Raw genomic sequence first — 26,167 nt, forward strand, 5'->3', positions numbered from 1 at the left:
CTTTAATAAAGATGAAACTACTCTCTTTAATCATCCTGGTTTTCAACCTTACTATTTTATTCTTCCCTCTATTATCCCCTTACTCCAATCCTGCCCTTGCCGGTGATTATAAAAGTGGAAATGTCGTTATCATTGACACTTCCACAAGTAGGGATCAATATGTTTCCTCCAAAAAACTTGTTTCCAAAGCCGTTATAAAAGGAGACTTATATGCTGCTGCTCAAAGCATTTCAATTGAAGACACCATAAACGGAGACCTGGTAACTGCATCTGAAACAATAGATGTTAAAAGTGTATTGAACGATGATTTCAGAGCTGCTGCAAGAAACATCAACATCAACAGTACCATTAAAGGAGATGTGATACTATTCGGAAACGAAGTATATATCAGTAAAGGCAGTATAATATATGGTGATCTTACTATATATGCAGGAAGCATATTCTGTGAAGGAACCATCAAAGGTAATCTTATCATTAAAGGTGGGACCATATCTCTAGGTGGAAACATTGATGGTAATACTAGAATTGAAGGAGGGAAACTTAGAATCAATGGAGTATTGAATGGACGAGCTCAGATTGCAGCACAAAATTTTACAGTTGGTTCCAGTGCATTTTTTAAGGGTAATGTCAGATACTGGAAGGAAGGAGGACCGCTAAAAGTTTCCCCAAAAGTTCATTCTGCTCGCTTTGATTACGACAATTCTTTAGCAACACATAATCATAAGAATGATACTTCATACCGATCAGGACTCATCTTTTTGATCTGGCATATCCTTTTTGCGATATTGATGTTTATCCTTCTCACATACATTTGGCCCATATCTTTTCAAAGCACTGGAGTATACCTCGCTAAGACGCCAGTAAAAAGCCTGGGTTATGGACTTGTATACTTCATATTATTTCCATTCGCAATTTTTCTGCTATTTATAAGTATTATAGGCATACCAATCGCAGTGCTTCTATTTTTTCTTTACCTATTTAGTATTTCCTGCGGACTAGTCGTTACATCGCTTGCCATCGCCAATTTTGCCAATTATAAACTACAGAAACACTGGAGTAAATGGATGCTTTTATTAACCGCCATTATTGTCCTTATATTACTCCATGTGATCCTACTGATTCCATTTATAGGATTCCTGATCATTGCTCTTCTTACTTGTGCAGCTTATGGAGGATTGCTTTTAAAATTCATCGATAAGAGAAAACAGGCGAGGGTTAGTTTTTAATAAGAAAAAATCCATATAAAAAAGGAGCTCCAAGGAGCTCCTTTCAATCTAAAATCTTATATACATTACTATAAATAATATTCACTCTAGAAGATGCAACTCTAAAATGCAATCCTTTTATGAGTAATAGCATTAATAATATAATACAATCCAAATACCATAGCAAAGATTCCAACAACGAAAGTAAGTGCAATTGCCGAAGAAACTGGTGAATACAATATCCAGAAAGCAAACATAATAGCCAATATTCCAAATACCAATCCCACCCACCAGCTTTTCACTTCAGACCTGTAAGCAATGGAAGTAGATATCTGAAGAGCCCCTCCAAAGAATATCCAGAAGCCCACCATTATTGGAAATATTACAGCTGTCATAAATGGATACGACAATAATACTATTCCGAATATAATATCCAGAATACCTTCAGCAAGAGCCCAGCCCCAACCATTAACCCTATGATTGACAATAGCAGCAATAGTTGTAATAAAACCAGTCACTAACGTAGTAATACCAACATAAATTGCAAATGTAAGTATTGTCGCAATCGGGTAAAACAAAGCTACAACACCCAACAGAATAAGAACGAGTCCTTTTAAGGCAGCCATCCACCGTGCCCTTCTCTCATATCTCGATACAGAAGTCTCCATAATATCAGTTCTTAGTACACAATAATTTTTTCAATTAGTCACACTATATTATTATTAAAAATATGGACTTTAATTAAGTTCAGATATCAAGACAAATCTTCTCTGGGATAAATATAAACTGTCCTGTTTTTTAGGCATTCGGAACATTCGCATAAAAAATACCAAATAAAAATGCACAAAAATTAGTTCATAAAATCTTCAATAATTATCCCTTAGACAAATTGAGGAACGGAATAAAAAGTCATTGATGTTATCGAATTGTAAGTTTAAATTAAAACAAAACGACAATGCGATATATAATGGTTATTTTGCTGGCTGCGGGGATATGGAACGTTTCAGTAGCGCAGGAATATGTTTGTACAGAAAAAGAATCTGGTGAGTCCAGAATGTCAGGTGACAAATCTAAACCAGATGAACTCCAGTATGACGAATACGACTATAATATAAATGATGACCAGCTCGATGAGCAGGACAGACAATATGATTATAGCAGCACAGGTGAAAACTATAACGATGCTTATCAGTTCGAATCATCCGAAAGTGAAGACGTGGACATGAATGACGAAATGCTTGAAGACACTTCTGCAGCATGCCCAAGCGGTTCATCTATGCTGAATGATACTTCATCTTTTGAAGAATCAGCCAGTACTGCAGGAGGAGACACTTCTCTATTTATGGAAGAAGACTATGCAGATAACAGCGATCAGGCTATGACAAGCGAAGAGGAACTTGTAACTACAAGTGGCGAAATGACTGAAGCTACCGAAACCGTAACTTATAAGAAGAAAGAGAAAGAGCATCAGTCAAAATTCAGAAATATTGTGGAAGCTCCTTTCAAAGTCGCTACAACTATAGTCAGTGAAACAGGTGAAGGTATTGCACGTATTGCTTACTCACCAGTAAAAGGTATAACCAAGCTTTTCAGAGGTGAACCTAAGGATCAGTACAACAAAAAATATAGAGAAAGTGTCGTTGAAAATCCATCACAACCTGTTGAAAAAACAGAATATTATTATGAAGAAGAAGCAAAAACTCCAATGAATGAAGGATATGATGCTTCAAGCGAATATAATTTCGACAGCAACGACAATGTTGAAATTGAGCGCGATAGAAATAAAGATGTGGAAATAAATTCTGATTCTCCTTATCAGGATGAAAGCGATGTAGAAATTCATAATTATTAATACTAAGAAGAATTTCTAACAAGTAAAAAGCCCTCGAAAGTCGAGGGCTTTTTACTTACAAAAATATTTACCCTTTACTTCTCTTTAAATGGGACAAACTCCATAGATACAGAATTGACGCAATGCCTTAAATTTTTAGCTGTAAATCCCTCCCCCTCAAAAACATGACCTAGATGAGCTTTACAATTAGCACAAATAATTTCAACTCTCATTCCATCCGGATCAGGAATTCTTTCTACAGCACCTGGAATTTCATCATCAAAACTTGGCCACCCACAAAAAGAATCGAACTTATCTTTAGATCTATATAGAGGAGCATTACACCTTTTACAGATATAAGTTCCCTCTTCTTTGTTTTTGTAATATTTACCTGTAAAAGGTCTTTCCGTGCCTTTATGCACTATAACCCTTTCTTCTTCAGGATTCAAAGCATTAAACTGGGAAGAATCTTTAGCCACATGGAACTTTTCTAACCCCACAGATTTTTCATTTGTATTCATAGATTTATTCTGAGAACAGGATGAAACATAAAACAACAACATATTGCTAAGCAAAAGAAAAACACATTTCTTCATATCAAAAAGATGTTAATTACAATATAAAACTTTTTGAGATAGCTTTTCTTATGTCGTCTTTCTAATTTTAAAACAAAATAGTGCTTCTAAATATTGAATTGCATTTTGATTTTCACCTTCATTTAATTTAAAATAAAAAGTGAGTCCAATTGATCTTCCGATTCAGGAAATTATTCCGGATATAAAAGATAAATTAAATCTTAATACTACCCTGATATTACAAGCTCCTCCAGGAGCAGGAAAGAGTACAGTTCTTCCGCTTGCTTTGTATAATGAACCTTGGCTCAACGGCAAAAAGATCCTTATGCTGGAGCCAAGAAAACTGGCTGCCAGGGCCGTAGCCGCGAGGATGGCTCAGCACTTAGATGAAGATGTTGGAAAAACGGTTGGATATCGTGTACGTTTTGACAATAAGGTAAGTAAAGACACAAGGATTGAAGTACTTACAGAGGGAATTCTAACCAGAATGATTCAGCAGGACAATTCTCTTGAAAATGTAGGTCTTGTTATTTTCGACGAATTTCACGAAAGAAGCCTTCATGCAGACCTTGCCCTGGCACTTTGCAGAGAAGTACAGACTGTACTTAGAGAAGATCTGCGCATCTTGATCATGTCTGCGACATTAAATGGTGATCAGCTATCTTCTTTATTGGGCAAGGCTCCAATACTCTCCAGCAGTGGCAGGCAACACCCGGTTACAATTAATTATATTTCTCCTGATAATGACCTATCTATTCCTCAGCAGACATCAAAAGCCATAAAGAAAATATTATCGATTCATGACGATGGCGATGTACTTGTATTCTTGCCTGGGACAGGCGAAATACTTAAAACCTTAGACTCGCTAAGTGAAGATTTGAGAGGTATAAAAATATTGCCATTGTACGGTGACCTTCCTCTACAAAAGCAACAAGAAGCTTTATCTCCTGATTCCAATGGCTATAGAAAAATAATACTGGCTACATCTATTGCAGAAACCAGCTTAACAATAGAAGGCATAAAAATCGTTGTAGATAGTGGATTTTCAAGGGCTCCCAAGTTTGATCCCAAAACCGGTTTAACCAAACTCGAAACAATACCAGTCACTAAAGATGCTGCCGAACAAAGAGCTGGAAGAGCCGGAAGACTTGGGCCGGGAATATGTTATAGGCTATGGTCACAACCATCTCATCAATATCTTCAGGACCAGAGAACACCCGAAATCCTTGAAGCAGATTTAAGCCCCACCATGCTGGAACTGATAAACTGGGGAGTAAGGGACATTAACAATCTTTCCTTCCTCACTGCTCCACCGCAGGGTTCCGTAAAGCAAGCCAAAGAGCTTTTAAAAAATATTGATGCAATTGATGATCAGGAAAAGATCACTGAAAGAGGAAAAGAAATTATTAAATTACCAACTCATCCAAGAATTGCTCACCTTCTGATAGAAGGTAAACATAAAGGTCTCTTACCATTAGCTTCCGATCTTGCGGCCATTCTTGAAGAGAGGGATCCTTTGCGCAAAGAAGCTGGAAGCAACATGGTGATAAGAATAGAGGCTCTGAGAAGGTGGCGCAATAAGGAATATACAGATGCAGAAAAAAATGTCCTTGAAAGAATTGAACGTATAGCTTCTTCCTGGAGAAAAACATTTAATATCAATGCTGACAACTCAGCTGTAGATGCAACTTCTGTTGGAGAACTGATAGCAGATGCATATCCTGAAAGAATTGCTATTAAAAAAGATTCCGCCAATAATTCCTACAGACTGGCTAACGGAAGATCCGCAAGGCTTGGAGAATATGATCCTTTAAATACTGAAAACTGGCTTGCCATTGCACATCTCGATGCAGGTATCGGTGAAGGCAAAATTTTTCTTGCAGCACCAGTTAACCCTGACGATCTGGATCATCTTAAAAAGAACAAAAGAGCGGTAGGTTGGGATAAAAATAAGGGCATGATGATCGCCCGAAATGAGATTAAGATTGGAGAAATTATAGTCAGCTCTAGTCCGCTTAAAAACATTCCTGATGAAGAACTATCTGAAATGTTAAGTTCCGTTATCAAATCAGAAGGCAAAGATCTCCTTTCTTGGTCGGAAGAAACTGATGAATTAATGGCAAGGTTGTTGAGTCTTCACCTATGGAGGAATACAGAACCCTGGCCTGAAATGACCCGAAAGTACATTACAGATAATGCCGAAGAATGGATTGCTCCTTATCTTCAGAATCTCAGAAAAAAAGAAGATTTCAAAAAACTTGATGTAAATGGAATCATTTCAGGAATAGTTCCCTGGGATCTGTTTCAAAAACTAGATCATCTCGCACCATCACATATCAAAGTACCCAGTGGCTCACTTATCAAACTTCAATACAAGGAAGATGGAGCACCACCAGTACTAGCAGTAAGACTTCAGGAAGTCTTTGGATTACTTGATTCCCCTGTGGTTAATGAAGGAAGAAATAAAGTAATTCTGCATTTGTTATCTCCAGGATATAAGCCTGTTCAAATAACGCAGGATTTAAAAAGTTTCTGGCAAAACACTTATCAGGAAGTGAGGAAAGAACTAAGAATGAGATATCCAAAACATCACTGGCCTGAAGATCCCTGGACTGCTGAGGCTGTAAGGGGTGTTAAAAGAAGAGAACAAAAATAAAATATCCTTCGGAAGGAATTAAAACCATGCAATGTATCAAATGTCAGAAAACCATTCCGGATCTGCGTCTGAAGGCTTTACCAAATGCCAAAACTTGCCTTGACTGTTCGGAAACAGCAAGAGTAGCTGGGTTTCCAATTGTTTCAGGTAAAACCACCTATTCTGAATTACAGATTGTTTCTACAGAAAAAGCAGAAGAGTTATATCAAAAACAGAACCGTACAGGAGGTGTTTCAGAAGGTGTTACATTTAAGGATAACTCTATACCTAAGCTGAGCAATCTCGAGTAAATTTAGTTTGTATCAGTCACAATAATTTTGGGGAACGCGTTTAAAAATTTTAAAGTATACAGATTTAGAAAAATATAATTTTACATTTTTTTGTATAGGGGTAATTACCGAATACGTTGTCATAGCTATAAATACATTTGCTATGAGAAATATTAAAAAAACTGTTTATGGAATTCTTGACAAAGAAATTCTGATTCATTCAAAAAAAATTGACAGTACTTCATCTTTTACAAAAGATCTGAAATTAACCATTATAGATTTTAATCTTTTGTTATTCAACGTAGAAAATATTTTTAAAATAGATATAGGGAATAATGAAATAACTCCGGAGTCTACAATTGACGATCTGATTTATTGCATTAACACCAAGGTAAATAATAATCAGGCATAGGGCCCAAAGTCCTGCCTGGTAATAAGCTAAGCAGGACTTTTTATTCTTTTTTTGAGATAGGATTTGTACCTATTTTTGGTGAAATAATTTTAAAAAAGATTTAATTATTTTTTTGTAATTCAACAACTATTGACTTTTTATATTCGATATAGGATTTATATAAACCATTATTTAGTCTTACTACCATGATCTACGTTTTTATCATTTTCGCCATCCTGGTCCTCATTATTTTGTTTAGTTCTTTTGTTACTGTAAAACAAGGAACAATAGGTGTAATCACTGTTTTCGGAAAATATCGCCGAATCATGTCTCCAGGATTAAACCTGAAAATCCCCTTGATTGAAACCATACACAATAGAGTATCTGTCCAGAACCATTCCGCAGAACTTGAGTTTCAAGCGACTACCATTGACCAGGCCAATGTTAATTTTACTGCCATGTTACTATACTCAGTATTGGACCAGAAAGAAGAAACCATAAAAAATGTTGCTTTTAAATTTGTGGACCATACTAATTTCATGCAGGCACTGATACGCACGGTAGAAGGTTCAATCAGAGGATTTGTAGCAACAAAAAAACAATCTGAAGTGCTTTCGCTCCGGAGAGAAATTGTAGAAGATGTAAAAGAACAGCTTGATGTAACCCTTGAAAGCTGGGGCTATCATTTGCTGGACCTTCAGATGAATGACATAACTTTTGATGAAGATATTATGAAATCCATGGCTCAGGTGGTTGCATCCAATAATCTTAAAGCAGCTGCTGAAAATGAGGGTCAGGCATTACTCATTACCAAAACAAAAGCAGCAGAAGCAGAAGGTAATGCTATTAAAATTGCTGCAGAGGCAGAAAGGGAAGCATCAATGCTTCGCGGACAAGGAGTTGCCCTATTCAGACAAGAAGTAGCAAAAGGTATGACCCAGGCTGCCAAAGAAATGCAGGAAGCCAATCTTAACGCCTCACTCATTTTATTCTCGATGTGGACAGAAGCCGTAAAGCATTTTGCTGAACATGGTAAAGGAAATACAATATTCCTTGATGGATCAACAGATAGCATGCAGAGAACTATGAAAGAACTGTTGGCAATTTCAATGGGTGATTTTAAAAATGGGAAAAATACGGATAATTAAACCCTGAATTAAGCCCTTCAATAAAAAAAGCATAGGCTTAACCTATGCTTTTTTTATTGAACTCTTTTTAAAACTGCTGGCTTATATCTAATTACTAAAAGAAAATAAGATAAATAATAGAGCCGAAAAGAGCATATTTTACCCCATAATAAACAGTCTTGTTGTATGCCTTTATCTTTTTGCCAAGCAATCTTATCTGATATAGATATTTGAATACTTTATTCAGATTTCCGGTTTTATCTTCTTCCTTATTCGGAGAAGCAGCGGAAGCCATAATAAACCAACCGAAGAAACTATTGAGCCACCTTCCGATTTTTAATTTCATCGGTCTTTCAATATCACAGAAAAATATCAATCTGTCTTTATCTGTAGCGTTTTCCGCATAATGAATATAGGTTTCATCAAATAAAACATCTTCACCATCTTTCCAGAAATAAGGCTGGCCATCCAGAACAAGTTCGCACTTAGGTGAATTAGGAGTAATCAGGCCAAGGTGATACCTCAGGGAGCCAGCATAAGGATCACGATGCTCAGGAAGTTTGCTACCGGCAGGCAACACCACGAACATTGCTGCCTTTATGGAAGGAATATTTTTTACCAACTCTACAGTTTTCGGACAACACTCCAAAGCAGAAGGGTGAAAATCATTATACCATTTCAGATAAAACCTCTTCCACCCTCTTCTGAAAAATGAATTAAAACCAATGTCATTGTATTTATCAGAGCCCTTGATCAATGCGCTTCTTTCAAGACTCAAAGCTTCATCCCTGATAGTTTCCCAATTATTTTTTAAAGTCTGTAAATCTGCATACTTAGAGACCTCCAGGTATGGCCGAGCCGGTGCTGAGGAAAACACGTACATCAGAAAATTTATTGGGGCCATAAAGGTGGAGTGGTCCAACAGCTGACGAAAGAAAGTATATCTGACCTTTCCTCGATAATGAATGTACATAGAAGAAAATATCAGAACCAACAGAAATACTACTTTTCCATTGAAGATATATTGATACCAGTTTTCCATAAGACAAATGTTGTAGCTTCGTGATTAAAAATGATTTAGCTAAACAATTTTCCAGGAATAATGTTTACAAAAAAAGCAGATAGCTCTCACCATCTGCTTCATTTCAACCAAAAAAATTTATAATTACAAAACATTCACCCAATCCAAGCCAAAGACCTTATACAAGAAAAAATTCACAACTGTGATTGTATAAAAAATAAGTTCGCCGATTTAAGAATTAGGGCAAATATGATCATTCTACAATCAGGTACATGGAATGTAACCCCTCTTTTATAATTTTTTTTATTTAATTACAGTAACTACTATTTTCTGATTTTCACCGCATACAATAATATAATCTCCCATTGGTACAACTTCCCCATTATTTCCGGTACCATCCCATTCAGCAGGAGTTGGAATAGTTTTAATAAGAAGCCCGCTCATATCATAAATCTTTGTCGTCCCCGGAAATCCGATAAAATAAGAAGGCTGGGATGTTCCGGTAAAGGCAAGTACCTTTTCCGGACAAGGTTCCGCTTTCTTTACTGTAATTATATTATTACTACTTAATGCTTTGCAACCCTGGGAATCTCTGATTTCAAAATTATAGTTACCTTCTTGCACATTATTAAATATTCCGTTAGGGCTATTACTCACGACAAATCCATCTTTTATCAGATCATAGGTATACGGAAAAGCTCCATAAAGCGAATCAGGATTAAGCTTAACACTTATATTTTCATTACAAGGAGGATTAATGATTTCAACAGAGATATTTCCTACCGAAAAGCCGTCCTTAAATTCCACCGCAATATCATCAGAGTTTGAGCATCCATTTTGGTCCTTAACTGTTAATGTGTATATCCCTGTAGCCTGAACTTTAATCGAATCTGCCTTTTCACCAGTACTCCAGGTATATGACACACCTGAAGTATTTGATTTAATTATAAATGAAGATGCACATACTATAGTATCAGAACCAAGATTTATAGCAGGCATATCAGCTGCCTTAGAAAAATCTACAGTAATACTATCAATGGATTTGCACCCATCACCATCAATTAGAGTAAGATAATACTTTCCTGACTTATTAACTTGAATTGTTTGTGAATGATCACCTGTTTCCCATTGATATTTATAACCAGGAGGACCGCTCAGATTAAATGGAGATAGACACAAGACAGAGGTATCCTTTCCCAGATCAAATTGAACAGGTTTTTTCAATGTGATAAAAATAGAATCTAATACAGTACAAAATTCATTGCCCGTTTTTACTGTATACAATCCCGAAGTATCCACTGTAATAGACTTTTCTTGATTACCTGTATTCCATTGATAAAAATAGCCATCCGGAGCATTTAAAGTAATGGTATTTGTACAAATAACTGTATCATTACCAAGTATCTTTTTAGGCAAAAGATTCACTACCATAGTGTCTTGGGACAAGCATCCCATTGTATCTATCATCTTCACCCAGTATTCACCAGGCTTGTTTATGTTAATAGATTGTGAAGAATCTCCGGTATTCCAGACATAGATATTAGATTCATTGAAATAGAATGCACCTATTTCGCCTGTCTCTTCACAAATAGTAGTATCACTTGATTCAAGTAAATTTTTCCCTTCAGTTATCGTAATTGAAAAAGTATCATTTGCCAAACAGCTTTCTGTTACAGCTTTTACTTTATATTCACCAGGCCTGCTGTTTTCAGTATTGATGGTTCCTGTAAGAGAATCAATCGCTAAACCATACGGAGTGGAAGAAAAAGTAGGAGCTAAATTATCGATAATTATAGGAAACAAGTCTTCTTTACTCCTGCAGCTAACAATCTGAGGATAAACAACTGAAGGAAGGGCTACTGTCAGAGAAGAGACGTCCAGATAAACCGGATTTCCAAATGTAGATGAATTATATGAGCCCAATACCATATAGCAACCCATTTTAGGATTATAAACTCTAAACTGATATTCCTCTCCATTCAAAAAGCCATCATTATAAGCATCTTTACCATATACTCTAAGAACTGAGTCCCCAGGTACTCTGGCATATCCACCACATTTAAAAAAACCTGGGGACTTACTATAAAATGCACCGAGCAATAAGGTATCTCCCTCATACAAAGATTGAGTTGTATTTATTTCAATATCTTCGAAAATAGTAGTCTCTTGTACCGCCGTCCATGGTAATTTCTGGCTGTATCCTACTGTTGTCGCAAATAGTATGAGATAAATCAGTATTTTGAAGAATCCTTTACTCATTCTTTTATCATTCTTCTGTGTATTCAATACTACAGTCAAGCCATCCGATTGTAACCCTTTATTCCGAGTCATCTTCCTCCAACTTGTCTGGACTTCTTTTCTCTTTTATATAGAAGCCCAGTCCGATCTCGTACGTACGCAGATTAAGTCTGGCATGGGTGCTATATACCTGATAAGAAAAAAAGATGTTTAATTTATTGTCATTCAGATAAATTCCTTCGAGGCCCGCGGTTAAAGCCATGCCATTTTTATACTGATATACTGCTCCTGCAGAGAATAATCCGCCGAGGAGCGTACCAAAATATATCTGTGGGAAGGGTCTTTCGCTGTCATTTATCGGGTTGTTTACGTACCTGATCAGCAAAGCAGATTTTAATGAAATATAGTGATTTAAATGGAAAATTTTACCACAAACAACATTATAATGTCGTGAAAGCCTTGTCACCTCATTAATTGGTACCACTCTTCCATTAGTTAACTGATTTACTGAGGCTCCGCAAAAAAACTGGTCGTTATAAAGTAATATTCCTGCATTTCCAGTACTCGTCATGGAATTCGCACCCGCGGAAAGTTGTGTGGCCCCCACTGCATAATTGAATGCTCCCAACGCTAATCCTACTGAAAGATAATTTTTCTTACCAACAGGCATATGCCAGGCATAACTAACCATTACCTGATTTTTCTTGAAGTATTGGCCTTCTGAAATGCCAATAAAACTCAGACCTACATTGTGAATGCGATCATACTTCTGGTAAAATTTAGCCTGAGCATTCAAATAATTCATATGATTGGTTATTCCTTCATAAGCATACCCTCTGTGACCAACATTAATATCATATTTAAAATTTTCAGAACTCCTTGCAGGATTTGTCAAAGAATAAAATTCACAGAATTGATAGAGTTGAACAGGAAGAAATCTGTTCTCAGCCTGCTGTGCAATAGAATTTAAAGACCCAAAAGTTAAAAATAAAAATATTAGATAAATCCTCATTTAGCTAGTGCTTCCAAAGCACTTTAAAACTAGTCAAACTTTATGAAAATTTGTCACTAAATTCAATAAAATGAGTGGTAACTTTTATAAAAAAATTCCACAGAGGGGTTACAATTAATTCCTTAATTTGTAGAATGATCAGATAAAATCCGGTTCAGTGGCTTACAGCAACACCTACATCCTAGAATCTATTGCAGGGAAAGATAATTCACAAATATTATCTTATCTCTACAAGACTTATTTCCCGAGGATTAAAAAATTAATTATTGAAAATTCAGGAAATTCTGAAGATGCTGAAGATATTTTCCAGGAAGCCATTGTCATTCTATACAGACAGGTGAAACTAAACCGGTTTGATTCCACCTATGAAGTCGGAGCATTTATATATTCAGTGGCTCGGAACTTGTGGATCAATGAAGCAAAACGTAGAAAAGTAAAAGAAAAAGTATATAAAGAAGAATCCTCGGCAATAATCTATTCTGAGTCCGATACATTAGACCTGATGATATCAGAAGAAAGGTCTCAACTCTTAACCTCAGTACTTGGGGAGTTGGGTGATAGATGTAAAGAACTTCTTTCTTACACCATTTATCATAAAATGTCTATGAAAGAAATTTGTGAAAAAATGGGCTTTACTACTGAAAATGGAGCAAAAACCAGAAACTACAAATGCAAACAGCAGCTGATAAGCTTGCTGAAGAAAAATCCCTTAGTAAAAGAATTAATAAATCATGAGCAACCTGAGAGACAGTTTTGAGAAGATAGATGAATACCTTAACGGGGAGCTTTCCGGACACAATCTTATTGAATTTAAGGAGATGATGGAAAAGCACGAAAGTCTTGCCGAAGAGGTGCAATTGCAACAGCTTGCTAATGAAGCAATCGTAGAACTGAATCTGACTGAGCTCAGAAAAGATTTAAAACGCATCTCTTTGAAAGAAAGAACCACCAGTCGCTACAAACTATTTGGAAGCCTTGCAGCTGCTGTTGTATTGATTTCAGGTATTACCTACTTTACGCTGTCCCCTAATGCAGATGAATTTGAAGCTGCAAATCCCCCCCTTGTAAACCCGGCTTCAAAAGAATCACCTATATCCAAAAATGCTAAACTGTCAGAAAAAATAGTAGCTACTCCTAATCACTATACTTCTGAAATTGCAACTCAAAAACAAACAAATGTTGAGAAAAAAGAGCAGGTTGCATCTTCGTCAACATCGGATCCGCAAAGATTAAAAGATTCTATAATACAACTTCCTGCTACTATCACATATTCTAAGTCTAATAATCTGGACATAGAACAAAAGGCAGAGCAATCGAAGGAAAACAATAATCAAAACAGCGGCACGGTTCCTTGCAAAGCAGAAGCTATAGATGCTTTTATACATATTGAACCTGCTTGTAAGGACCAGAAAGGTTCAGGAAAAATTACAATTGACCTTGCTTCAGTAAAAGGTGGGAAACCTGGCTATAAGTTTTCACTTAATGGGGGCACCGAGTATCAAGAATTTCCGGTATTTGAAGAGTTAGCTTCCGGGTCAGTTCAGCTCTTAATCAAAGATGCACAAGGTTGTATATCAAAAAAACATTTGACAATACCTGAGAAAAATTGCTTTAAAGAAGTGATCATTTACCCATTAAAAGGCGAAACCTGGACAGCTCCTGTTATTTCAAAAGAAAATGTAATTACAATTAAAGATCTTCAAGGCAAAATTTTATTTGAATACAGCTATTCCGATAGTGATAACTTTACTTGGGATGGCAAAACAAACGATGGACAAGATTTGTCAATGGGACAATACTATTATACTATTAAAGGAGATAAAGGAAATATTATTAACGGATATATTTCCATACCTCGCTAACCTTACCACATCTCATCTATACTGCGGTCATAATTATGATAATATCTGTAATTATAAGGATAATAATTCCAACCATAACCGTAATTATAGTTCTGGTAACCCGGGTTTGAATAAGGGTAGAATGATCCATAATCATTCCAGTACGGATCATAATTATTATAGTAAGAATACGGATAATAATCATATCCATAGCTATTTGGATATGTTCTGCCAACATAAGTTCCCGAAGAACAAGCAATCATAAAAAATATTAACAAAGAAATAATGAATAACCCCAACCGCTTCATAACCTTTTGTAGTTTTAGCCCTTCTTTATTTTAACAACACAATAAAATTTTTTGTGCAATAATTCGTTAGCTAGATTAAATTTAATGACGTCAGAGACAAGCGTAAAAATGGAAAGTCAGGAAAGTCAATATGAAGATGAGTTTATATATATAAAAATCATTGATGGCATTATTTGCTGTGAGACCAAAAAAGAAATGGTTATCAATTACGAATTTGCCGAGCTTGCAATAAACAAAAGAATAAAGATCTGTGGAGACAAGTACTATCCATTACTCAACGATGTCCGCAAAGTAAAATATGTTACTAAAGATGCTATGCAACTGCTTAATTCGGATAAAGGTACATGTTATCTGACAGCGGGAGCATTCATCATTAAAAGTAAAGCTCAGGAAATCTTCGGGAACTTTTTCATAAAATTTAAAACTCATAAAGTGCCTGCAAGGCTCTTTACTGACAAGACCAAAGCACTTCAGTGGCTCGAACAATATAAGGTATCATAGATAAAATTTAATGAAATCTTAATTACCACATAAAAAAATGGGAATGGTTTTTGAAATTAAATTTTAATACTTATATTGAAGCAAGATCATAGAATCTCTTTAATATAATTATATTTTAACCGAATATAAATCAAAGCTTAGAGATGGATTTCGAAAAAATTTCAGCCGAACTCAACAATAAAACAGTAGTTGCTGTTTTTGACGAAAAAAGTGAATCGTACAAAAAGCTTGGGCTAAAATTTATTGGCAGACTGGTTGGTAGAACTAAAGTAAAAACCGGTGCCATTGCTCAAGGCGTGATCTCAATCACAATTCTTACCCAGGATTACATTACACTTACGATCCCCTGCACAGACATTAAGTCACTCTCCGAATGGTTAATGAAATAGTCTTTAACCATAGGTAAAAATTTTAAGGCCCGAAGCATTTTGATCCATCAAGTACTTCGGGTTCTTTATTTTCAAATCAAGAAAAATACTCTTTCAATTCGTGTACTTTCTCTTTCGCTACCAAAACCTGAATGATGTCTCCTGGCTCCAGCACTGTTCCTCCACTGGGCACAAAGTAATTATTGTCTCTTGTAATGGTGACAATCAGGTTCCCTTTCAACTGCGGAATCTGTACCAGAGATTTATTAATACTACCATGTCTTTCAGGTACACGAAGATTAATAAGTTTCATAGAACTATCTTGAGGATAACTGAATTCAACAGGTGATTTTATTTTTGTTTTTGATGGTGCGTCAAGTTTCAGCCATTTAGCTATTGGAGATATAATCCAACCTTGAACAATAGCTGAAGACAGCACAATAAAAAACACTACATTAAATATCCAACCAGCTTCTTTTATCCCTGCCAAAAGAGGAAAGGTGGCTAGGATCACAGGTACAGCTCCTCTGAGACCAACCCAGGAGATCAAAAACTTTTCTCTGTAATTAAATTCAGACTTCGCCAACGAAATAAATACTCCTAATGGCCTTGCTACCACTATAAGAAAAACAGACACCAGGATTCCGGTAAACATTACCGGCACCAACTTACTTGGAAATACAAGCAAACCAAGAGTAATAAACATTCCTGTTTGAGACAGCCAGGCAAGACCATCAAAAAATCTATATATAGCTCTTTTGTGTACTACTTCATAATTATTAACTACAACCCCCGCTACATATACAGCCAGGAATCCACTTCCCTCTACCTTTGCAGTAAAGGAATATATTAATACTGAAAAAGCCAGCACAAAAACAGTGTAAAAACCTTCAATAGGAAATCTTACTCTGTTTATAATTGCCACCATTAACCTACCTGCAGAAAAACCAATAAGGAAGCCAAGTCCCATTTGCAGAAAAAACAACTCAAAAAATTCAATATATGATGTGCTTCTATTGGTAATAAATGCAATAAGACTTATTGTAAGGAAAATGGCCATTGGATCATTCGTTCCAGATTCAAGCTCCAGCAATGGCTTTACCTTCCCTTTCAAGTTCAAATTACTGAAGCTTAATATTGAAAATACTGCTGCTGCATCTGTTGACGAAACTACCGCACCAAGCAACAATGCCTTGGCCCATTGAAGATCAAAAAGGAAATGAACAAATGCTCCCACAGCATATGTAGTAATTAAAACTCCAAGCGTAGAAAGACTTAGAGACGACCACATCACAGGTTTGGTTTTGGACCAGTTGGTATCAAGTCCACCAGAAAAAAGTATAAATATTAATGAAATAATTCCAACATTCTGGGCTATTGAGGCATTATCAAACTCAATACCACCAGGACCTTCAGAACCGGCAAGCATACCAATACCTATAAAGATTAATAATACAGGCATTCCAATTTTCTTTGACACTTTAGCAACAATTGTACTAATGATGATAAGGATAGATATACTAAGTAAAATTGTTTCCAGAGAATTCATGAATTAAATATACTAAGCTTTTGATGATTGTTATTATTTGAAAATGCTCTTTCGGCTTATATAAAATATAGATTGAATCTATCTGGCCCTCTAAAAGACATTCTCCAAAATTTCTATTGCATTCAAAAATTGAACTGAATAAAAACTATTAAACCAGAAAAACTTTAACTGATATGGCAAAAAAATCAAGATATCTTTAGAAGTAAAATAATATAGGAAATATACTTCCTGCACCATACCCAATAAGAGACCTGGAACTATGGCAACAAAATGAAAAGCAGAAAAAAATTGCTTTTTCAACCTAACCTATAAATGTTCAATACAATGGTAAAAAAACCTGCAGGTTATTCATTATTCTTCATCAACTAAATCATAAATATGATTCAGCTTTTTTATAGTGCCTATAAAAGCTTATTCTCTTAGCTCTTATTTCTTTCATCATTGCCATGTTTTCTTCAATAATCATGTCAATGTTTGCTTTTTTCTGCCTAAAACCCAAACTGGATCTAAGCCAGACTAATGTTTTTAAGACCATCTTTTTCATAATGTATTTTTACGATTTTAGAACGTGGACAGTTTCAATTTTTAATTGTTATATCCCAAGAAATCATCAATTCAACTATAGACTTTAAATATTCAACAAAAAAATGTACAGGTAAACTACCAATCTTTTATGTTTCAGATGTTTACTTTTTCCATGTGATTTAGTATTACAAAAATTACTTTATTGCTGGCCTCCAGCTTAACATTAGGATTTTTTTTATGAATTATAATAAGGTGGATAGGTAAAACAATTATAATTCTAATTTTAGGCACAAAAACTTTTCCTTTAAAGAATAGAATACTAGAAAGTTACAGTAATATATATAACTTTAAATCCTCTTTAATTGAAGTATGATTTAAAGTACAAATTAACCATACTTCAACAACTAGTTAGTTTAGTTTTTAATACGACAGTATAACATTTTTCAATTTCAAATAGCATATGGAAAAAACAGTTTCCGATTCAATCAACAGAAAACTGGTAGACATTACCAGGAAATTCTATAATTATCCTGATGGAAAAATTAAGGGTAATCAAAGAGATTTAAACATAGCTGATTTATTAAATATAAATTCAGCTACAATAACAGGTATATACAATCATGTCAGTTGTGGTTATGATTTTTTCAGTTCTAACACCAAGGCAATTTTAGGATTTGATCATAAAAAGTTCTTGCAAGGAAACATCCAATTTATACTTTCCTTATTGCATCCAGCGCAAAGAGATCTTTTCGACAATGAAATCCTTCCACTACTTTTTAAGTATTATCATTTGTATTCTCAGAAAAGAAAAGTCACTGACCTTAAATTAAGTTTTACTTTAAAGATGAGAAGAAGTGATGGCAACTATATTTGGACTTTATTAGAATTGAGGCCATTTAAAACCAACTCCAAAGGACAGCCCATTCATTCAATACTTTCAATATCTGATGTTTCTTTATTTAAAAAAGATGAAGTAAATGAGTTTCTTGTTTGCAAAAAATCAGACGCAGGCCTGTTAAAAAAAATCTTCTCTACCAGCTTTAGCTCTACAGGTGCCAAATACAAATTTTCAAAGAGAGAACTCGAAATCATCTCTCTTCTGGCAGAAGGAAAGACAAGCAAAAAGATAGGTGAAATTCTAAATCTCAGTGTCCACACAGTTTCTACGCACAGAAAAAATATGATTGAAAAGAGCAGTGTGCAGAACACCACTGAATTGATAAAACTGGCAACTATTAGGGGCTTAATAGAAAATTTTAATAGATAATAAGGACTCTTATTTTAAGGAATGGTGTTTTTCAGGAAGTCTGAATATTACTGGTAATATCTGGCATCCTGAAACAGCCTCTCCATCTATTGTGGCAGGATTCCAAGCCGGCATTAGTTTTATTACCCGCAATGCTTCCTCGTCAAAAAATATTTGCCCAGGCTCAGCTATTCTGGGATCCATTATATTTCCGTATATATCAATATCAAAGGTAACAAATACTGTATCTTCTAGCCCTTTTATCAAAGCCTCTTCCGGGTATTGGAGATTTTGCTTTAAATATATTTTCAGATTCCCTCTAAATGTGGCTGGCTTTTTCTTTTGTTTTCCTGCCGTTGATTTATATGCTTCTTTAGAATTCGAAAGCGTAATTTCAGTTGAATTATTAGCTGATGCTATTCCGGAAAATAGTATCAATGCCACAATCATCAGATTTCTCATAAATAACAATTACTTTTTACCTTTTTTAGACAGAAGAAATTCTACTGGTAACACCTTTTTACTATCAACGGGTTTGCCATCCGAATATCCAGGTTTCCAATCTGGCATTAACTGAAATACTCTCATTACTTCTTCATCAAAACCATTACCAAGTCCTCTTACAATACGAGGATTAATAATTTTACCAGTTGAGTCTATAGTGAATTCTACAAAAACTTTTCCTTCAAGCTTATTTTTCAATCCCTCTTCCGGATACTTAATATTTTCACGAAAAAACTTTTCCAGATTGTACGGACAAACTGGTGGTCTAAAATTATCAGTATCCTCAGATTTGTTCTTTTTTTTATCAGGATAAATTCTTTCTCCTTTGGAGTTAACTATTGAACTTTCATGGACAAAATCTGATTGAGCAGATGCTATTACATTAAATGTAAGCAAAAGAAGAATTATAAAAATATACTTAGAGATCATTTATAAAATTAAATCAATTTATGTGAATCATTAATCAGGTAATCGAAATATTAAAGGAAGCGACTTCTCACTCTTAACAGGTTCACCTTTTTTAGTTGCAGGATTCCAGGGTGGCATTATACCTATCACTCGTAAAAATTCATTATCTAATAATTCATGCACACTCTTTACAATATGAATATTTGAAATAATTCCATTTGTATCAACCATAAAAGTGGCGACAACTTTACCTTGAATTCCTTTATTTTGTGCTCCCCGAGGATATATTACATTTTCCCTAATATACTTCTCCAAATCTCCTTTAAATGAAGCAGGAATAATTGAATCCCCAGATACACTGTCAATCTTTGGAGATGTCTCTATTTGGCCAAATGCATTCAAAGGAAAAACAAGAGCCAGTAAAACAATTATCTTATACATATCTGTCAAAAAATTATATACAAATATAAACAGAAAAAGCAGGGCTTCCCCTGCTTTCTACCACCTTAACATACTTCAAACTTACAACTTAAAACTTATCAATTCTCAGCCCATCATGCCTTTTTTAAGCTTTGCATCCTGAGGATCATTGCCTAACCATATAGAATACAAAAGTTTTTTAAAATCGAGGCTTTTGACAAGAGCCTGCTCTTTATTGTTTTTATAAATCCTTAAACCTATACCAGGAAGATAAACCAAATCAAACACGTCGCCATTATTGACATCTTCTTTAAACGCATTCATTACTGTTTCAATATTAGCTTTATTCGTCCCCCAATTACCATTGGTCACACGGTCAAATTCCGAACGCATATTCTCTTCAAGTCTTTTGCTGGTTATGAGGTCAGAGACAACATGTATTCTGATGCTCATAGGTTCATCTGCCTGAATAATTTTATTGGCATCTTTACTTCTCTCTTTCAGATAAAGCCCACCTTCGAAAAGGTCCATGCAAAACTTCCTTCTTACTCCCCATCCGTTTAATACCAATTGCTGCTTTTCTGCCGATATATTTAAATTATCTGGCATTTTGTTATCCTTACCTTTGCTTTGAGCTTGTGGTACAATAGAGCATACCAATAATACCAGTATCAGCAGATTTTTCAGTTTTGACATAAAGAGGGGTTATTTTTTATTGATGCTCCTATAACCTCTTCGACATATCCATAAGTTCAATCTCGCACAAAAAGCTTCAACCTTTTAATCCATAATTAAAAGTTCCCAGTTTTCAATTTCTTTTATCTTAAGAGTCTTCCTTTTCTCATCCTGCCTTTGCTGTACTCTTTTTCTGAATTCCCAACAAGTATTTTTGCCAATCTCCAGCTTCACACTTAACTCATCCAAAGTATACTTAGCCGTTTTGAGATTTGTACAGTAAAGCAGATAAAAGGCCTTATTCAAAGGAATTTTAATCCCGTGAAAGAGAGTATTAGAAGTTGGAGATTCTATGTAATTACACTTTGTACATTTTCTTGAAAAAGTTTTTTCAGAAAACTTTCCATTGTTACACTTCCTGCAAACATACCCTTCTGCCCATTTCAACTCTTCTAAATATCTGAGACATGCACTCTGATCCGGAAAGGTTGTTAAAAATTCTTCAAGAGAAATCTCTTCTGAAACTATCCTTGCCTTGCGTTCTTCCTTCACCTTGGTCTTTAGTTTCCAGTTATCCAGATCAAGCTGAATATTCATTTCAGCCAGCTTTTTAGAATACAATTCCAGTTTATCATGAGCCAAAGACAATTCATCTGTCTTCTCCTGAAGTGCTCTTGTCCGCTCTTGTACTTTCATATCCAACTCCCTATTTACTTTGCCCGCAAGCAGATTCTTCTCTTCCAATTCAACAACTAATTGGCCTTTAAGATCATTGTTTTCTTTTAAATGAATGATGATTTGTTTGTCAGCCTCATTCTTTTCTTTCCTGATCATCTTGAGCCTGTCTCCTAGTGCAAATGAAAGAATCATAGCTTCAGCAAGAATCCCATAATTAAAAACATATACACTAAAAATATCTGGTTCTATAATTTTATTTAACCTGAGCTGAAGGATGATCAAGGATATAAAGACTACTGTATAACCCAGTATAAAAAATCTGGCTGCCTTATAACCTTTTATATAGATATAAATAGAAATTGCATAAATCAATACAAAAGGCACTATATATAGCTCTGGCAAAGAAAATTTAGAATTTCTGAACGCTTCAATACCAACATAACAAGTATATAATATTGTAAGAAAAAGTAATGTTTTATCAGCTTGAGGAAAGTTTATTTTCAGATTTAGAAAAGCTCTTGCATAGAATACAGAACTGATAAGAAATACCAGAGGGGCAATGTAATAATAGAGATAAAGACTATCTGAAGAAAAACCTTTCCAGAAAACCTCTACTCCCAGACCATCTTCTGTAAGAGATAGGAATATGCAAGCAACAACATAAACAGAATAAAATAAATAAACCCTCTCCTTATTGGTAATATAAAGCAGCAGGTTATAAATCAGCATTAGCAGAAGACAGCCATAATAAATACCAAGAAAGAAATACTCATATAACGCATAAGCGGTAAAGTAATGCTGAGACCTTATTTTAAATTCTAGTCCGGTATCATTAGGAGAATAAATCCTGGCATAAACTGTATAATTAGTAAGCGTAGACGGTAAGTCAAAGACGTAATTTTTATGAGGATAGCTTTTGGCCTTTTGATGAAGCAGACCTGAAGTATATTGCCTTATAACCCCCTTTTCATCCGGAATCCATACATCCAATAATTTAATGTTGGGCGTAAGACTTTCCAGCACCCATTTTTTATCCCTTGAGGCATTATTCTTAACATGAAATCTGATCCAATAAACAGAAGAAGGATTAAAGTTTCTTAAAACTCCACTTTCTGATTTAAAAAAGGTTCCTTTTGATGCTATTTCTTCAAATGTTTTTTCACCTGAAAAATCCTCCAACCATTCAGCTTCTTTTCCCTGAATGATCAAATCTTCTGCGTGATCTGTCAGATCAATTTTTGCATAAATTTCCCCCACTGATAAAATCAGACAAGTCAGAAAAATTATAAACCTGAAAACTCGACTGCTCATAAATTGCTTTTTTCTAAGATCGTTACTCCGGGATGACTTTTCATCACCATTTAACCATAAAAACTTGAATAACAGACACAAAACTAAGGTAATAAACCGTAATTTTATTCTTCAATAACGAAGATTACCCAGCCCAAAAATATAATTTTTTATAAAAAATCTTATTTATTTCTTATTTCTCTTCCTATTCTTTGCTATCGATTACATGGTAAAAAATTAATTATCCTATGAAAAGATTATTTAAAAAGTTAACTAAAGCTGGTAATCTAGTAGTTATGGCTTTAGCATTCAGTTATCAAAATACCCAGGCGCAAAGTCAGGATCAAAAGATTGATCATCTGATATCTCAGATGTCTATTGAAGAAAAAGTAGGTCAGATGACACAAATTGACCTGAACCTGCTTGCTGTCAATGGATACCAGAACACAGACGGTAGTCTTGATAAAGAAAAGCTTAAAAAAGCTATTCTTGAATACAAGGTGGGCTCCGTCCTTAATCCTGTTGGAAGAGCCTATTCTGTTGAGACCTGGCATAAGATCATTACAGAAATCCAGGACTTAGCGAAAAAGACGCCTAACAAAATTCCTGTGATATATGGAATAGATGCAGTGCATGGAACAACTTTTACCCTTAATTCAACACTTTTTCCTCATAACCTGGGACTTGCAGCTACTCGAAATGAGGACCTTGCCAAACAAGGAGGAAACATAACTGCAAGAGAAGTAAGAGCTTCCGGCATCAGATGGAATTTCTCTCCTGTATTAGACGCTGGCAGACAGCCATTATGGTCAAGATTTGCAGAAACCTGGGGTGAAGATGTCTACCTTACCAAACAAATGGGAGTTGCAACCATCAAAGGTATGGAAGGCGATGGTCTTAAAAATCCTACAGCTGTAGCATCATGTATGAAGCACTTTATCGGCTATTCTGCTCCAAGAACAGGTAAGGACAGAACACCGGCTCATATTCCTGATATTATTCTCAGAGAATATTATCTGCCTCAATTTAAAGCTGCTATTGAAGCTGGTGCATCCACAGTAATGATTAACTCGGCAGAAATCAATGGCATACCAACCCATGCAAATGAATACCTTCTGAAAGAAGTGCTAAGAAAAGAACTTGGCTTTAAGGGATTAGTCGTAACAGACTGGGAAGACATTATAAGATTGCACAACAGACATATGATCGCTGCTAGTCCTAAAGAGGCAGTTAAGATAGCTATTAATGCAGGTATTGACATGAGTATGGTACCTAATGACTATAGCTTCTTCACCTATCTGACCGAACTTGTAAAAGAAGGACAAGTAAGCATGGAAACGATTAATGCATCTGTTAAAAGAATATTAAAGCTTAAATATGATCTGGGATTATTTGACAATCCTTATCCTGAAAAATCAGCTGCCTCTTTGTTTAACCTTCCTGAATATGGTGCAGCAGCACTGCAGGCTTCAAGAGAGTCTATAACGCTCTTAAAAAATGAAACCCTTGGAACAAGTCCGGTATTGCCTTTAAAGAAAAATGCTAAGATACTCCTTGCCGGTCCCGGAGCTGATAACCTTCCAAGTCTTCACGGATGCTGGTCTTATTCATGGCAAGGTAACAATAGCAAATACTATCCTTCCACAACCAAAACAATTCTTCAGGCAATAGAAGAAAAAACAGGTAAAAACAATGTTACCTTTTACGGTTCAAAAGAATATAATAGCGAGGTCAATTTTGCTACAGAATCTATTTTTAAATATGCATCATCGTTTGACTTCATTGTTCTTTGTCTTGGAGAAGATGCATATGCTGAACAGCCTGGAGCCATCGATGAATTAGCGCTTCCTGCAAATCAGTTAAATCTTGCCAAAGTAGCAATTAGCACAGGCAAGCCAGTAATTCTTATCATGACTCAAGGCAGACCTCGCGTGATCAATACTATAGTTCCTGGTGTAAAAGGAATTATACAAGCATATTGGCCAGGTACCAAAGGTGCTGATGCAATAGCAGACGTATTGTTTGGAGATTATAACCCTGACGGCAGATTGCCATTTACTTATCCTGCAGCCACAGGAGATCTGGTTTTGTATGATCACAAGTTTACTGAAAAAATTCAGGAAACAGCTCAAGGGTTTGAATACAATGGATACAAACCACAGTGGCCTTTCGGTTTCGGCCTTAGCTATACGACTTTTGAATACAGTCCTATTAAGGTCAACAAGAAAGAGTTTACAGGAAATGAAACAGTAAAAATTTCAGTGGAAGTGAAAAACAGTGGGCAGATGAATGGAAAACATACTGTAGAATTATATTCGAGAGACCTGTTTGCCAGCGTCACACCTGACAACAAGCGCCTTAGAAAATTTAAAAAGGTTGCAATCAAAGCTGGAGAAACTGTCACTATAGAATTCGAACTAGACAAAAATGATCTGGCATTTGTAAATAAAAAGCTGGAGACTGTAACTGAGCCTGGTGAATTTGAGTTAATGATTGAAAATCAAAAGGTGTTAATTTCATATAAATAGACTGAATTGAGTGTTTCTTATCCTGTTCGTCTTTACATTTCAAGATTTGGTATATTCTTTGTAAAAGTCGAAAGAAACAGGCACTAATTTCGTGTTAATGGTTTAGTAGATATGAATAAACAAACGGGCAATACCCGGATTAAAATTTTATTAATAAGTAAACTAAACCTTTGAAAACTATGACCACCATGAAATTAAAAGTAATCTTCAGTGCACTTATAATGAGTGCTGTCCTATTTGTTTCACAGGCCAATGCTCAGACTGACGGGCCTAAACATCCCCATAAAGGAGGAGAAAGATTTAGCCCAAAGAAACAAACTGAATGGATGAAAACAGAGCTGTCATTATCAGACGATCAGACAGCTAAAGTTGAAACCATCAATCAGAAATATTCTGACAAAAGAAAAGCAATGCATGAAGAACATCGTAAACAGATGAAAGCATTGAAAGATGAACAGGATAAAGAATTTCAAAGCGTACTAAATAAAGACCAGTATGCTAAACTCGAAGCCAAAAAAGCAGAGATGAAAGAAAAAAGAAAGCAAGCTCACAAAGAGCGTAAAGGTACCAACAAATAGTTTGAATTTTTGACGAAGTACAAAATTTGTTGTGTTTAAGTGTGAAGCCCCGCAAGCGAAAGCAGCGGGGCTTTTTTGTTTTATATATTAGTCACAACTACTCACCCTTCAACTTAAACATCATTCCATTCAAATGGCTTCCTATTCTTATTTGACAAGCCAATCTACTCGTAGAAGAAGCATCTGGCAAAGTATCAAGCATATCCAGTTCTGTATCAGAAGGCTCTCCTAATTTTTCCAAACCTCTTTCCACCTCCACATGACATGTAGCACAAAGTGCCATTCCACCACAAGTAGCCAACACAGGATAATCTGAAGCCTTTAAGACTTCCATTAAACTCAGGTTGATATCTTCAGGAATCTCTACCTCCTGTATATTACCTTGTCTATCTTCTATTTCAAATTTTATCATTAGAGTAAATA

27 protein-coding genes are annotated in these 26,167 nt (G+C 35.4%); 13 read left to right on the forward strand and 14 right to left on the reverse strand.

Translation table 11 applies throughout. From position 1 onward, the window contains the following. Positions 1 to 11 precede the first annotated feature (11 nt). Positions 12 to 1,226: a polymer-forming cytoskeletal protein gene (locus J7604_RS26730; RefSeq protein ID WP_293903638.1), complete on the forward strand. Its 1,215-nt coding sequence runs from the start codon at positions 12 to 14 to the stop codon at positions 1,224 to 1,226. 101 nt (positions 1,227 to 1,327) lie between these two features. Here the strand turns inward: J7604_RS26730 and J7604_RS26735 are convergent, their stop codons facing one another. Continuing rightward, positions 1,328 to 1,873 (reverse strand): HdeD family acid-resistance protein, encoded by a 546-nt coding sequence (locus J7604_RS26735; RefSeq protein WP_293903641.1) that lies wholly within the window; start codon positions 1,871 to 1,873, stop codon positions 1,328 to 1,330. 287 nt (positions 1,874 to 2,160) lie between these two features. Here J7604_RS26735 and J7604_RS26740 point away from each other — a divergent pair, with 287 nt between their 5' ends. Beyond that, a complete protein-coding gene (locus J7604_RS26740; protein ID WP_293903644.1) occupies positions 2,161 to 3,057 on the forward strand; it encodes a hypothetical protein in 897 nt (298 codons plus the stop codon). Between the two features lie 74 nt (positions 3,058 to 3,131). On the opposite strand, the gene J7604_RS26745 is transcribed toward J7604_RS26740, so the two are convergent. Continuing rightward, positions 3,132 to 3,632 carry a methionine-R-sulfoxide reductase gene (locus J7604_RS26745; protein WP_293903647.1) on the reverse strand — a complete coding sequence of 167 codons (501 nt, stop codon included), beginning with the start codon at positions 3,630 to 3,632 and terminating at the stop codon, positions 3,132 to 3,134. A gap of 139 nt (positions 3,633 to 3,771) precedes the next feature. Between J7604_RS26745 and hrpB the strand changes: the two genes are divergently transcribed. The 4 genes from hrpB to J7604_RS26765 all read left to right on the forward strand — a co-directional run bounded on the left by hrpB (position 3,772) and on the right by J7604_RS26765 (position 8,075). Beyond that, on the forward strand, positions 3,772 to 6,267 hold the full coding sequence (gene hrpB / locus J7604_RS26750; protein WP_293903650.1) for an ATP-dependent helicase HrpB: 2,496 nt from the start codon (positions 3,772 to 3,774) through the stop codon (positions 6,265 to 6,267). Positions 6,268 to 6,293: 26 nt separating this feature from the next. Further along, complete coding sequence (locus J7604_RS26755; protein WP_367113621.1) at positions 6,294 to 6,557, forward strand: TraR/DksA C4-type zinc finger protein; 264 nt, start codon at positions 6,294 to 6,296, stop codon at positions 6,555 to 6,557. Between the two features lie 142 nt (positions 6,558 to 6,699). Next, a complete protein-coding gene (locus J7604_RS26760) occupies positions 6,700 to 6,948 on the forward strand; it encodes a hypothetical protein (protein WP_293903653.1) in 249 nt (82 codons plus the stop codon). A gap of 185 nt (positions 6,949 to 7,133) precedes the next feature. Further along, on the forward strand, positions 7,134 to 8,075 hold the full coding sequence (locus J7604_RS26765; protein WP_293903656.1) for an SPFH domain-containing protein: 942 nt from the start codon (positions 7,134 to 7,136) through the stop codon (positions 8,073 to 8,075). Positions 8,076 to 8,169: 94 nt separating this feature from the next. On the opposite strand, the gene J7604_RS26770 is transcribed toward J7604_RS26765, so the two are convergent. The 3 genes from J7604_RS26770 to J7604_RS26780 all read right to left on the reverse strand — a co-directional run bounded on the left by J7604_RS26770 (position 8,170) and on the right by J7604_RS26780 (position 12,325). After that, entirely contained in the window at positions 8,170 to 9,096 is a 927-nt protein-coding gene (locus J7604_RS26770) for an aspartyl/asparaginyl beta-hydroxylase domain-containing protein (protein ID WP_293903659.1), read from the reverse strand. A 282-nt stretch (positions 9,097 to 9,378) separates the two neighbouring features. Further along, a complete protein-coding gene (locus J7604_RS26775; RefSeq protein ID WP_293903662.1) occupies positions 9,379 to 11,406 on the reverse strand; it encodes a hypothetical protein in 2,028 nt (675 codons plus the stop codon). Then, positions 11,393 to 12,325 (reverse strand): type IX secretion system membrane protein PorP/SprF, encoded by a 933-nt coding sequence (locus J7604_RS26780; RefSeq protein ID WP_293903665.1) that lies wholly within the window; start codon positions 12,323 to 12,325, stop codon positions 11,393 to 11,395. Before J7604_RS26780 ends, J7604_RS26775 begins: the two co-directional genes overlap by 14 nt. A 157-nt stretch (positions 12,326 to 12,482) precedes the next feature. Here J7604_RS26780 and J7604_RS26785 point away from each other — a divergent pair, with 157 nt between their 5' ends. Further along, positions 12,483 to 13,082: a sigma-70 family RNA polymerase sigma factor gene (locus J7604_RS26785; protein ID WP_293903668.1), complete on the forward strand. Its 600-nt coding sequence runs from the start codon at positions 12,483 to 12,485 to the stop codon at positions 13,080 to 13,082. Further along, positions 13,057 to 14,187 (forward strand): FlgD immunoglobulin-like domain containing protein, encoded by a 1,131-nt coding sequence (locus tag J7604_RS26790; RefSeq protein ID WP_293903671.1) that lies wholly within the window; start codon positions 13,057 to 13,059, stop codon positions 14,185 to 14,187. Before J7604_RS26785 ends, J7604_RS26790 begins: the two co-directional genes overlap by 26 nt. Positions 14,188 to 14,189: 2 nt before the next feature. On the opposite strand, the gene J7604_RS26795 is transcribed toward J7604_RS26790, so the two are convergent. Continuing rightward, positions 14,190 to 14,429 (reverse strand): hypothetical protein, encoded by a 240-nt coding sequence (locus J7604_RS26795; protein WP_293903674.1) that lies wholly within the window; start codon positions 14,427 to 14,429, stop codon positions 14,190 to 14,192. A gap of 129 nt (positions 14,430 to 14,558) precedes the next feature. Here J7604_RS26795 and J7604_RS26800 point away from each other — a divergent pair, with 129 nt between their 5' ends. Both J7604_RS26800 and J7604_RS26805 read left to right on the forward strand, forming a co-directional pair. Further along, a complete protein-coding gene (locus J7604_RS26800; protein ID WP_293903677.1) occupies positions 14,559 to 14,975 on the forward strand; it encodes a hypothetical protein in 417 nt (138 codons plus the stop codon). A 143-nt stretch (positions 14,976 to 15,118) separates the two neighbouring features. After that, complete coding sequence (locus tag J7604_RS26805) at positions 15,119 to 15,364, forward strand: hypothetical protein (protein ID WP_028979160.1); 246 nt, start codon at positions 15,119 to 15,121, stop codon at positions 15,362 to 15,364. Between the two features lie 76 nt (positions 15,365 to 15,440). Here the strand turns inward: J7604_RS26805 and J7604_RS26810 are convergent, their stop codons facing one another. Together J7604_RS26810 and J7604_RS26815 are read right to left on the reverse strand one after the other, a co-directional pair. Beyond that, positions 15,441 to 16,892 carry a potassium/proton antiporter gene (locus J7604_RS26810; RefSeq protein WP_293903681.1) on the reverse strand — a complete coding sequence of 484 codons (1,452 nt, stop codon included), beginning with the start codon at positions 16,890 to 16,892 and terminating at the stop codon, positions 15,441 to 15,443. A gap of 370 nt (positions 16,893 to 17,262) precedes the next feature. Beyond that, positions 17,263 to 17,436, reverse strand: a complete 174-nt coding sequence (locus J7604_RS26815) for a hypothetical protein (RefSeq protein ID WP_156026951.1) — start codon at positions 17,434 to 17,436, stop codon at positions 17,263 to 17,265. Positions 17,437 to 17,877: 441 nt separating this feature from the next. Here J7604_RS26815 and J7604_RS26820 point away from each other — a divergent pair, with 441 nt between their 5' ends. Next, positions 17,878 to 18,684: a LuxR C-terminal-related transcriptional regulator gene (locus tag J7604_RS26820; RefSeq protein WP_293903685.1), complete on the forward strand. Its 807-nt coding sequence runs from the start codon at positions 17,878 to 17,880 to the stop codon at positions 18,682 to 18,684. 9 nt (positions 18,685 to 18,693) lie between these two features. Here the strand turns inward: J7604_RS26820 and J7604_RS26825 are convergent, their stop codons facing one another. From J7604_RS26825 to J7604_RS26845, 5 genes are all read right to left on the reverse strand, one after another. After that, on the reverse strand, positions 18,694 to 19,125 hold the full coding sequence (locus J7604_RS26825) for an energy transducer TonB (protein ID WP_293903688.1): 432 nt from the start codon (positions 19,123 to 19,125) through the stop codon (positions 18,694 to 18,696). A gap of 9 nt (positions 19,126 to 19,134) precedes the next feature. Next, on the reverse strand, positions 19,135 to 19,596 hold the full coding sequence (locus J7604_RS26830; RefSeq protein ID WP_293903691.1) for an energy transducer TonB: 462 nt from the start codon (positions 19,594 to 19,596) through the stop codon (positions 19,135 to 19,137). 30 nt (positions 19,597 to 19,626) lie between these two features. Then, positions 19,627 to 20,016, reverse strand: coding sequence for an energy transducer TonB (locus tag J7604_RS26835; protein ID WP_293903694.1), 390 nt, complete (start codon positions 20,014 to 20,016; stop codon positions 19,627 to 19,629). Between the two features lie 105 nt (positions 20,017 to 20,121). Further along, positions 20,122 to 20,691 (reverse strand): chalcone isomerase family protein, encoded by a 570-nt coding sequence (locus J7604_RS26840; protein WP_293903697.1) that lies wholly within the window; start codon positions 20,689 to 20,691, stop codon positions 20,122 to 20,124. Positions 20,692 to 20,775: 84 nt separating this feature from the next. After that, positions 20,776 to 22,659 carry a 7TM diverse intracellular signaling domain-containing protein gene (locus J7604_RS26845; protein ID WP_293903700.1) on the reverse strand — a complete coding sequence of 628 codons (1,884 nt, stop codon included), beginning with the start codon at positions 22,657 to 22,659 and terminating at the stop codon, positions 20,776 to 20,778. A 227-nt stretch (positions 22,660 to 22,886) separates the two neighbouring features. On the opposite strand from J7604_RS26845, the gene J7604_RS26850 reads away from it, so the two are divergent. After that, positions 22,887 to 25,166: a glycoside hydrolase family 3 N-terminal domain-containing protein gene (locus J7604_RS26850; RefSeq protein ID WP_293903703.1), complete on the forward strand. Its 2,280-nt coding sequence runs from the start codon at positions 22,887 to 22,889 to the stop codon at positions 25,164 to 25,166. A gap of 188 nt (positions 25,167 to 25,354) precedes the next feature. Then, a complete protein-coding gene (locus J7604_RS26855; RefSeq protein WP_293903706.1) occupies positions 25,355 to 25,744 on the forward strand; it encodes a hypothetical protein in 390 nt (129 codons plus the stop codon). 97 nt (positions 25,745 to 25,841) lie between these two features. Here J7604_RS26855 and J7604_RS26860 read toward each other — a convergent pair whose 3' ends face one another. Next, the gene (locus J7604_RS26860) at positions 25,842 to 26,156 is read right to left on the reverse strand and encodes a 2Fe-2S iron-sulfur cluster-binding protein (RefSeq protein WP_293903709.1); all 315 of its coding nucleotides are present in this window, start codon (positions 26,154 to 26,156) and stop codon (positions 25,842 to 25,844) included. Between the last annotated feature and the right edge of the window lie 11 nt (positions 26,157 to 26,167).

Source organism: Sporocytophaga sp., assembly GCF_017745095.1.
Lineage (GTDB): Bacteria > Bacteroidota > Bacteroidia > Cytophagales > Cytophagaceae > Sporocytophaga.

Excerpts from the sequence above, each read along its gene's own strand:
- J7604_RS26730 (WP_293903638.1), top strand. The coding sequence starts at position 12 with ATGAAACTACTCTCTTTAATCATCCTGGTTTTCAACCTTACTATTTTA.
- J7604_RS26735 (WP_293903641.1), bottom strand. The coding sequence starts at position 1,873 with ATGGAGACTTCTGTATCGAGATATGAGAGAAGGGCACGGTGGATGGCT.
- J7604_RS26740 (WP_293903644.1), top strand. The coding sequence starts at position 2,161 with ATGCGATATATAATGGTTATTTTGCTGGCTGCGGGGATATGGAACGTT.
- J7604_RS26745 (WP_293903647.1), bottom strand. The coding sequence starts at position 3,632 with ATGAAGAAATGTGTTTTTCTTTTGCTTAGCAATATGTTGTTGTTTTAT.
- J7604_RS26755 (WP_367113621.1), top strand. The coding sequence starts at position 6,294 with ATGCAATGTATCAAATGTCAGAAAACCATTCCGGATCTGCGTCTGAAG.
- J7604_RS26760 (WP_293903653.1), top strand. The coding sequence starts at position 6,700 with ATGAGAAATATTAAAAAAACTGTTTATGGAATTCTTGACAAAGAAATT.
- J7604_RS26765 (WP_293903656.1), top strand. The coding sequence starts at position 7,134 with ATGATCTACGTTTTTATCATTTTCGCCATCCTGGTCCTCATTATTTTG.
- J7604_RS26770 (WP_293903659.1), bottom strand. The coding sequence starts at position 9,096 with ATGGAAAACTGGTATCAATATATCTTCAATGGAAAAGTAGTATTTCTG.
- J7604_RS26775 (WP_293903662.1), bottom strand. The coding sequence starts at position 11,406 with ATGACTCGGAATAAAGGGTTACAATCGGATGGCTTGACTGTAGTATTG.
- J7604_RS26780 (WP_293903665.1), bottom strand. The coding sequence starts at position 12,325 with ATGAGGATTTATCTAATATTTTTATTTTTAACTTTTGGGTCTTTAAAT.
- J7604_RS26790 (WP_293903671.1), top strand. The coding sequence starts at position 13,057 with ATGAGCAACCTGAGAGACAGTTTTGAGAAGATAGATGAATACCTTAAC.
- J7604_RS26795 (WP_293903674.1), bottom strand. The coding sequence starts at position 14,429 with ATGATTGCTTGTTCTTCGGGAACTTATGTTGGCAGAACATATCCAAAT.
- J7604_RS26800 (WP_293903677.1), top strand. The coding sequence starts at position 14,559 with ATGACGTCAGAGACAAGCGTAAAAATGGAAAGTCAGGAAAGTCAATAT.
- J7604_RS26805 (WP_028979160.1), top strand. The coding sequence starts at position 15,119 with ATGGATTTCGAAAAAATTTCAGCCGAACTCAACAATAAAACAGTAGTT.
- J7604_RS26810 (WP_293903681.1), bottom strand. The coding sequence starts at position 16,892 with ATGAATTCTCTGGAAACAATTTTACTTAGTATATCTATCCTTATCATC.
- J7604_RS26815 (WP_156026951.1), bottom strand. The coding sequence starts at position 17,436 with ATGAAAAAGATGGTCTTAAAAACATTAGTCTGGCTTAGATCCAGTTTG.
- J7604_RS26820 (WP_293903685.1), top strand. The coding sequence starts at position 17,878 with ATGGAAAAAACAGTTTCCGATTCAATCAACAGAAAACTGGTAGACATT.
- J7604_RS26825 (WP_293903688.1), bottom strand. The coding sequence starts at position 19,125 with ATGAGAAATCTGATGATTGTGGCATTGATACTATTTTCCGGAATAGCA.
- J7604_RS26830 (WP_293903691.1), bottom strand. The coding sequence starts at position 19,596 with ATGATCTCTAAGTATATTTTTATAATTCTTCTTTTGCTTACATTTAAT.
- J7604_RS26835 (WP_293903694.1), bottom strand. The coding sequence starts at position 20,016 with ATGTATAAGATAATTGTTTTACTGGCTCTTGTTTTTCCTTTGAATGCA.
- J7604_RS26840 (WP_293903697.1), bottom strand. The coding sequence starts at position 20,691 with ATGTCAAAACTGAAAAATCTGCTGATACTGGTATTATTGGTATGCTCT.
- J7604_RS26845 (WP_293903700.1), bottom strand. The coding sequence starts at position 22,659 with ATGAGCAGTCGAGTTTTCAGGTTTATAATTTTTCTGACTTGTCTGATT.
- J7604_RS26850 (WP_293903703.1), top strand. The coding sequence starts at position 22,887 with ATGAAAAGATTATTTAAAAAGTTAACTAAAGCTGGTAATCTAGTAGTT.
- J7604_RS26855 (WP_293903706.1), top strand. The coding sequence starts at position 25,355 with ATGAAATTAAAAGTAATCTTCAGTGCACTTATAATGAGTGCTGTCCTA.
- J7604_RS26860 (WP_293903709.1), bottom strand. The coding sequence starts at position 26,156 with ATGATAAAATTTGAAATAGAAGATAGACAAGGTAATATACAGGAGGTA.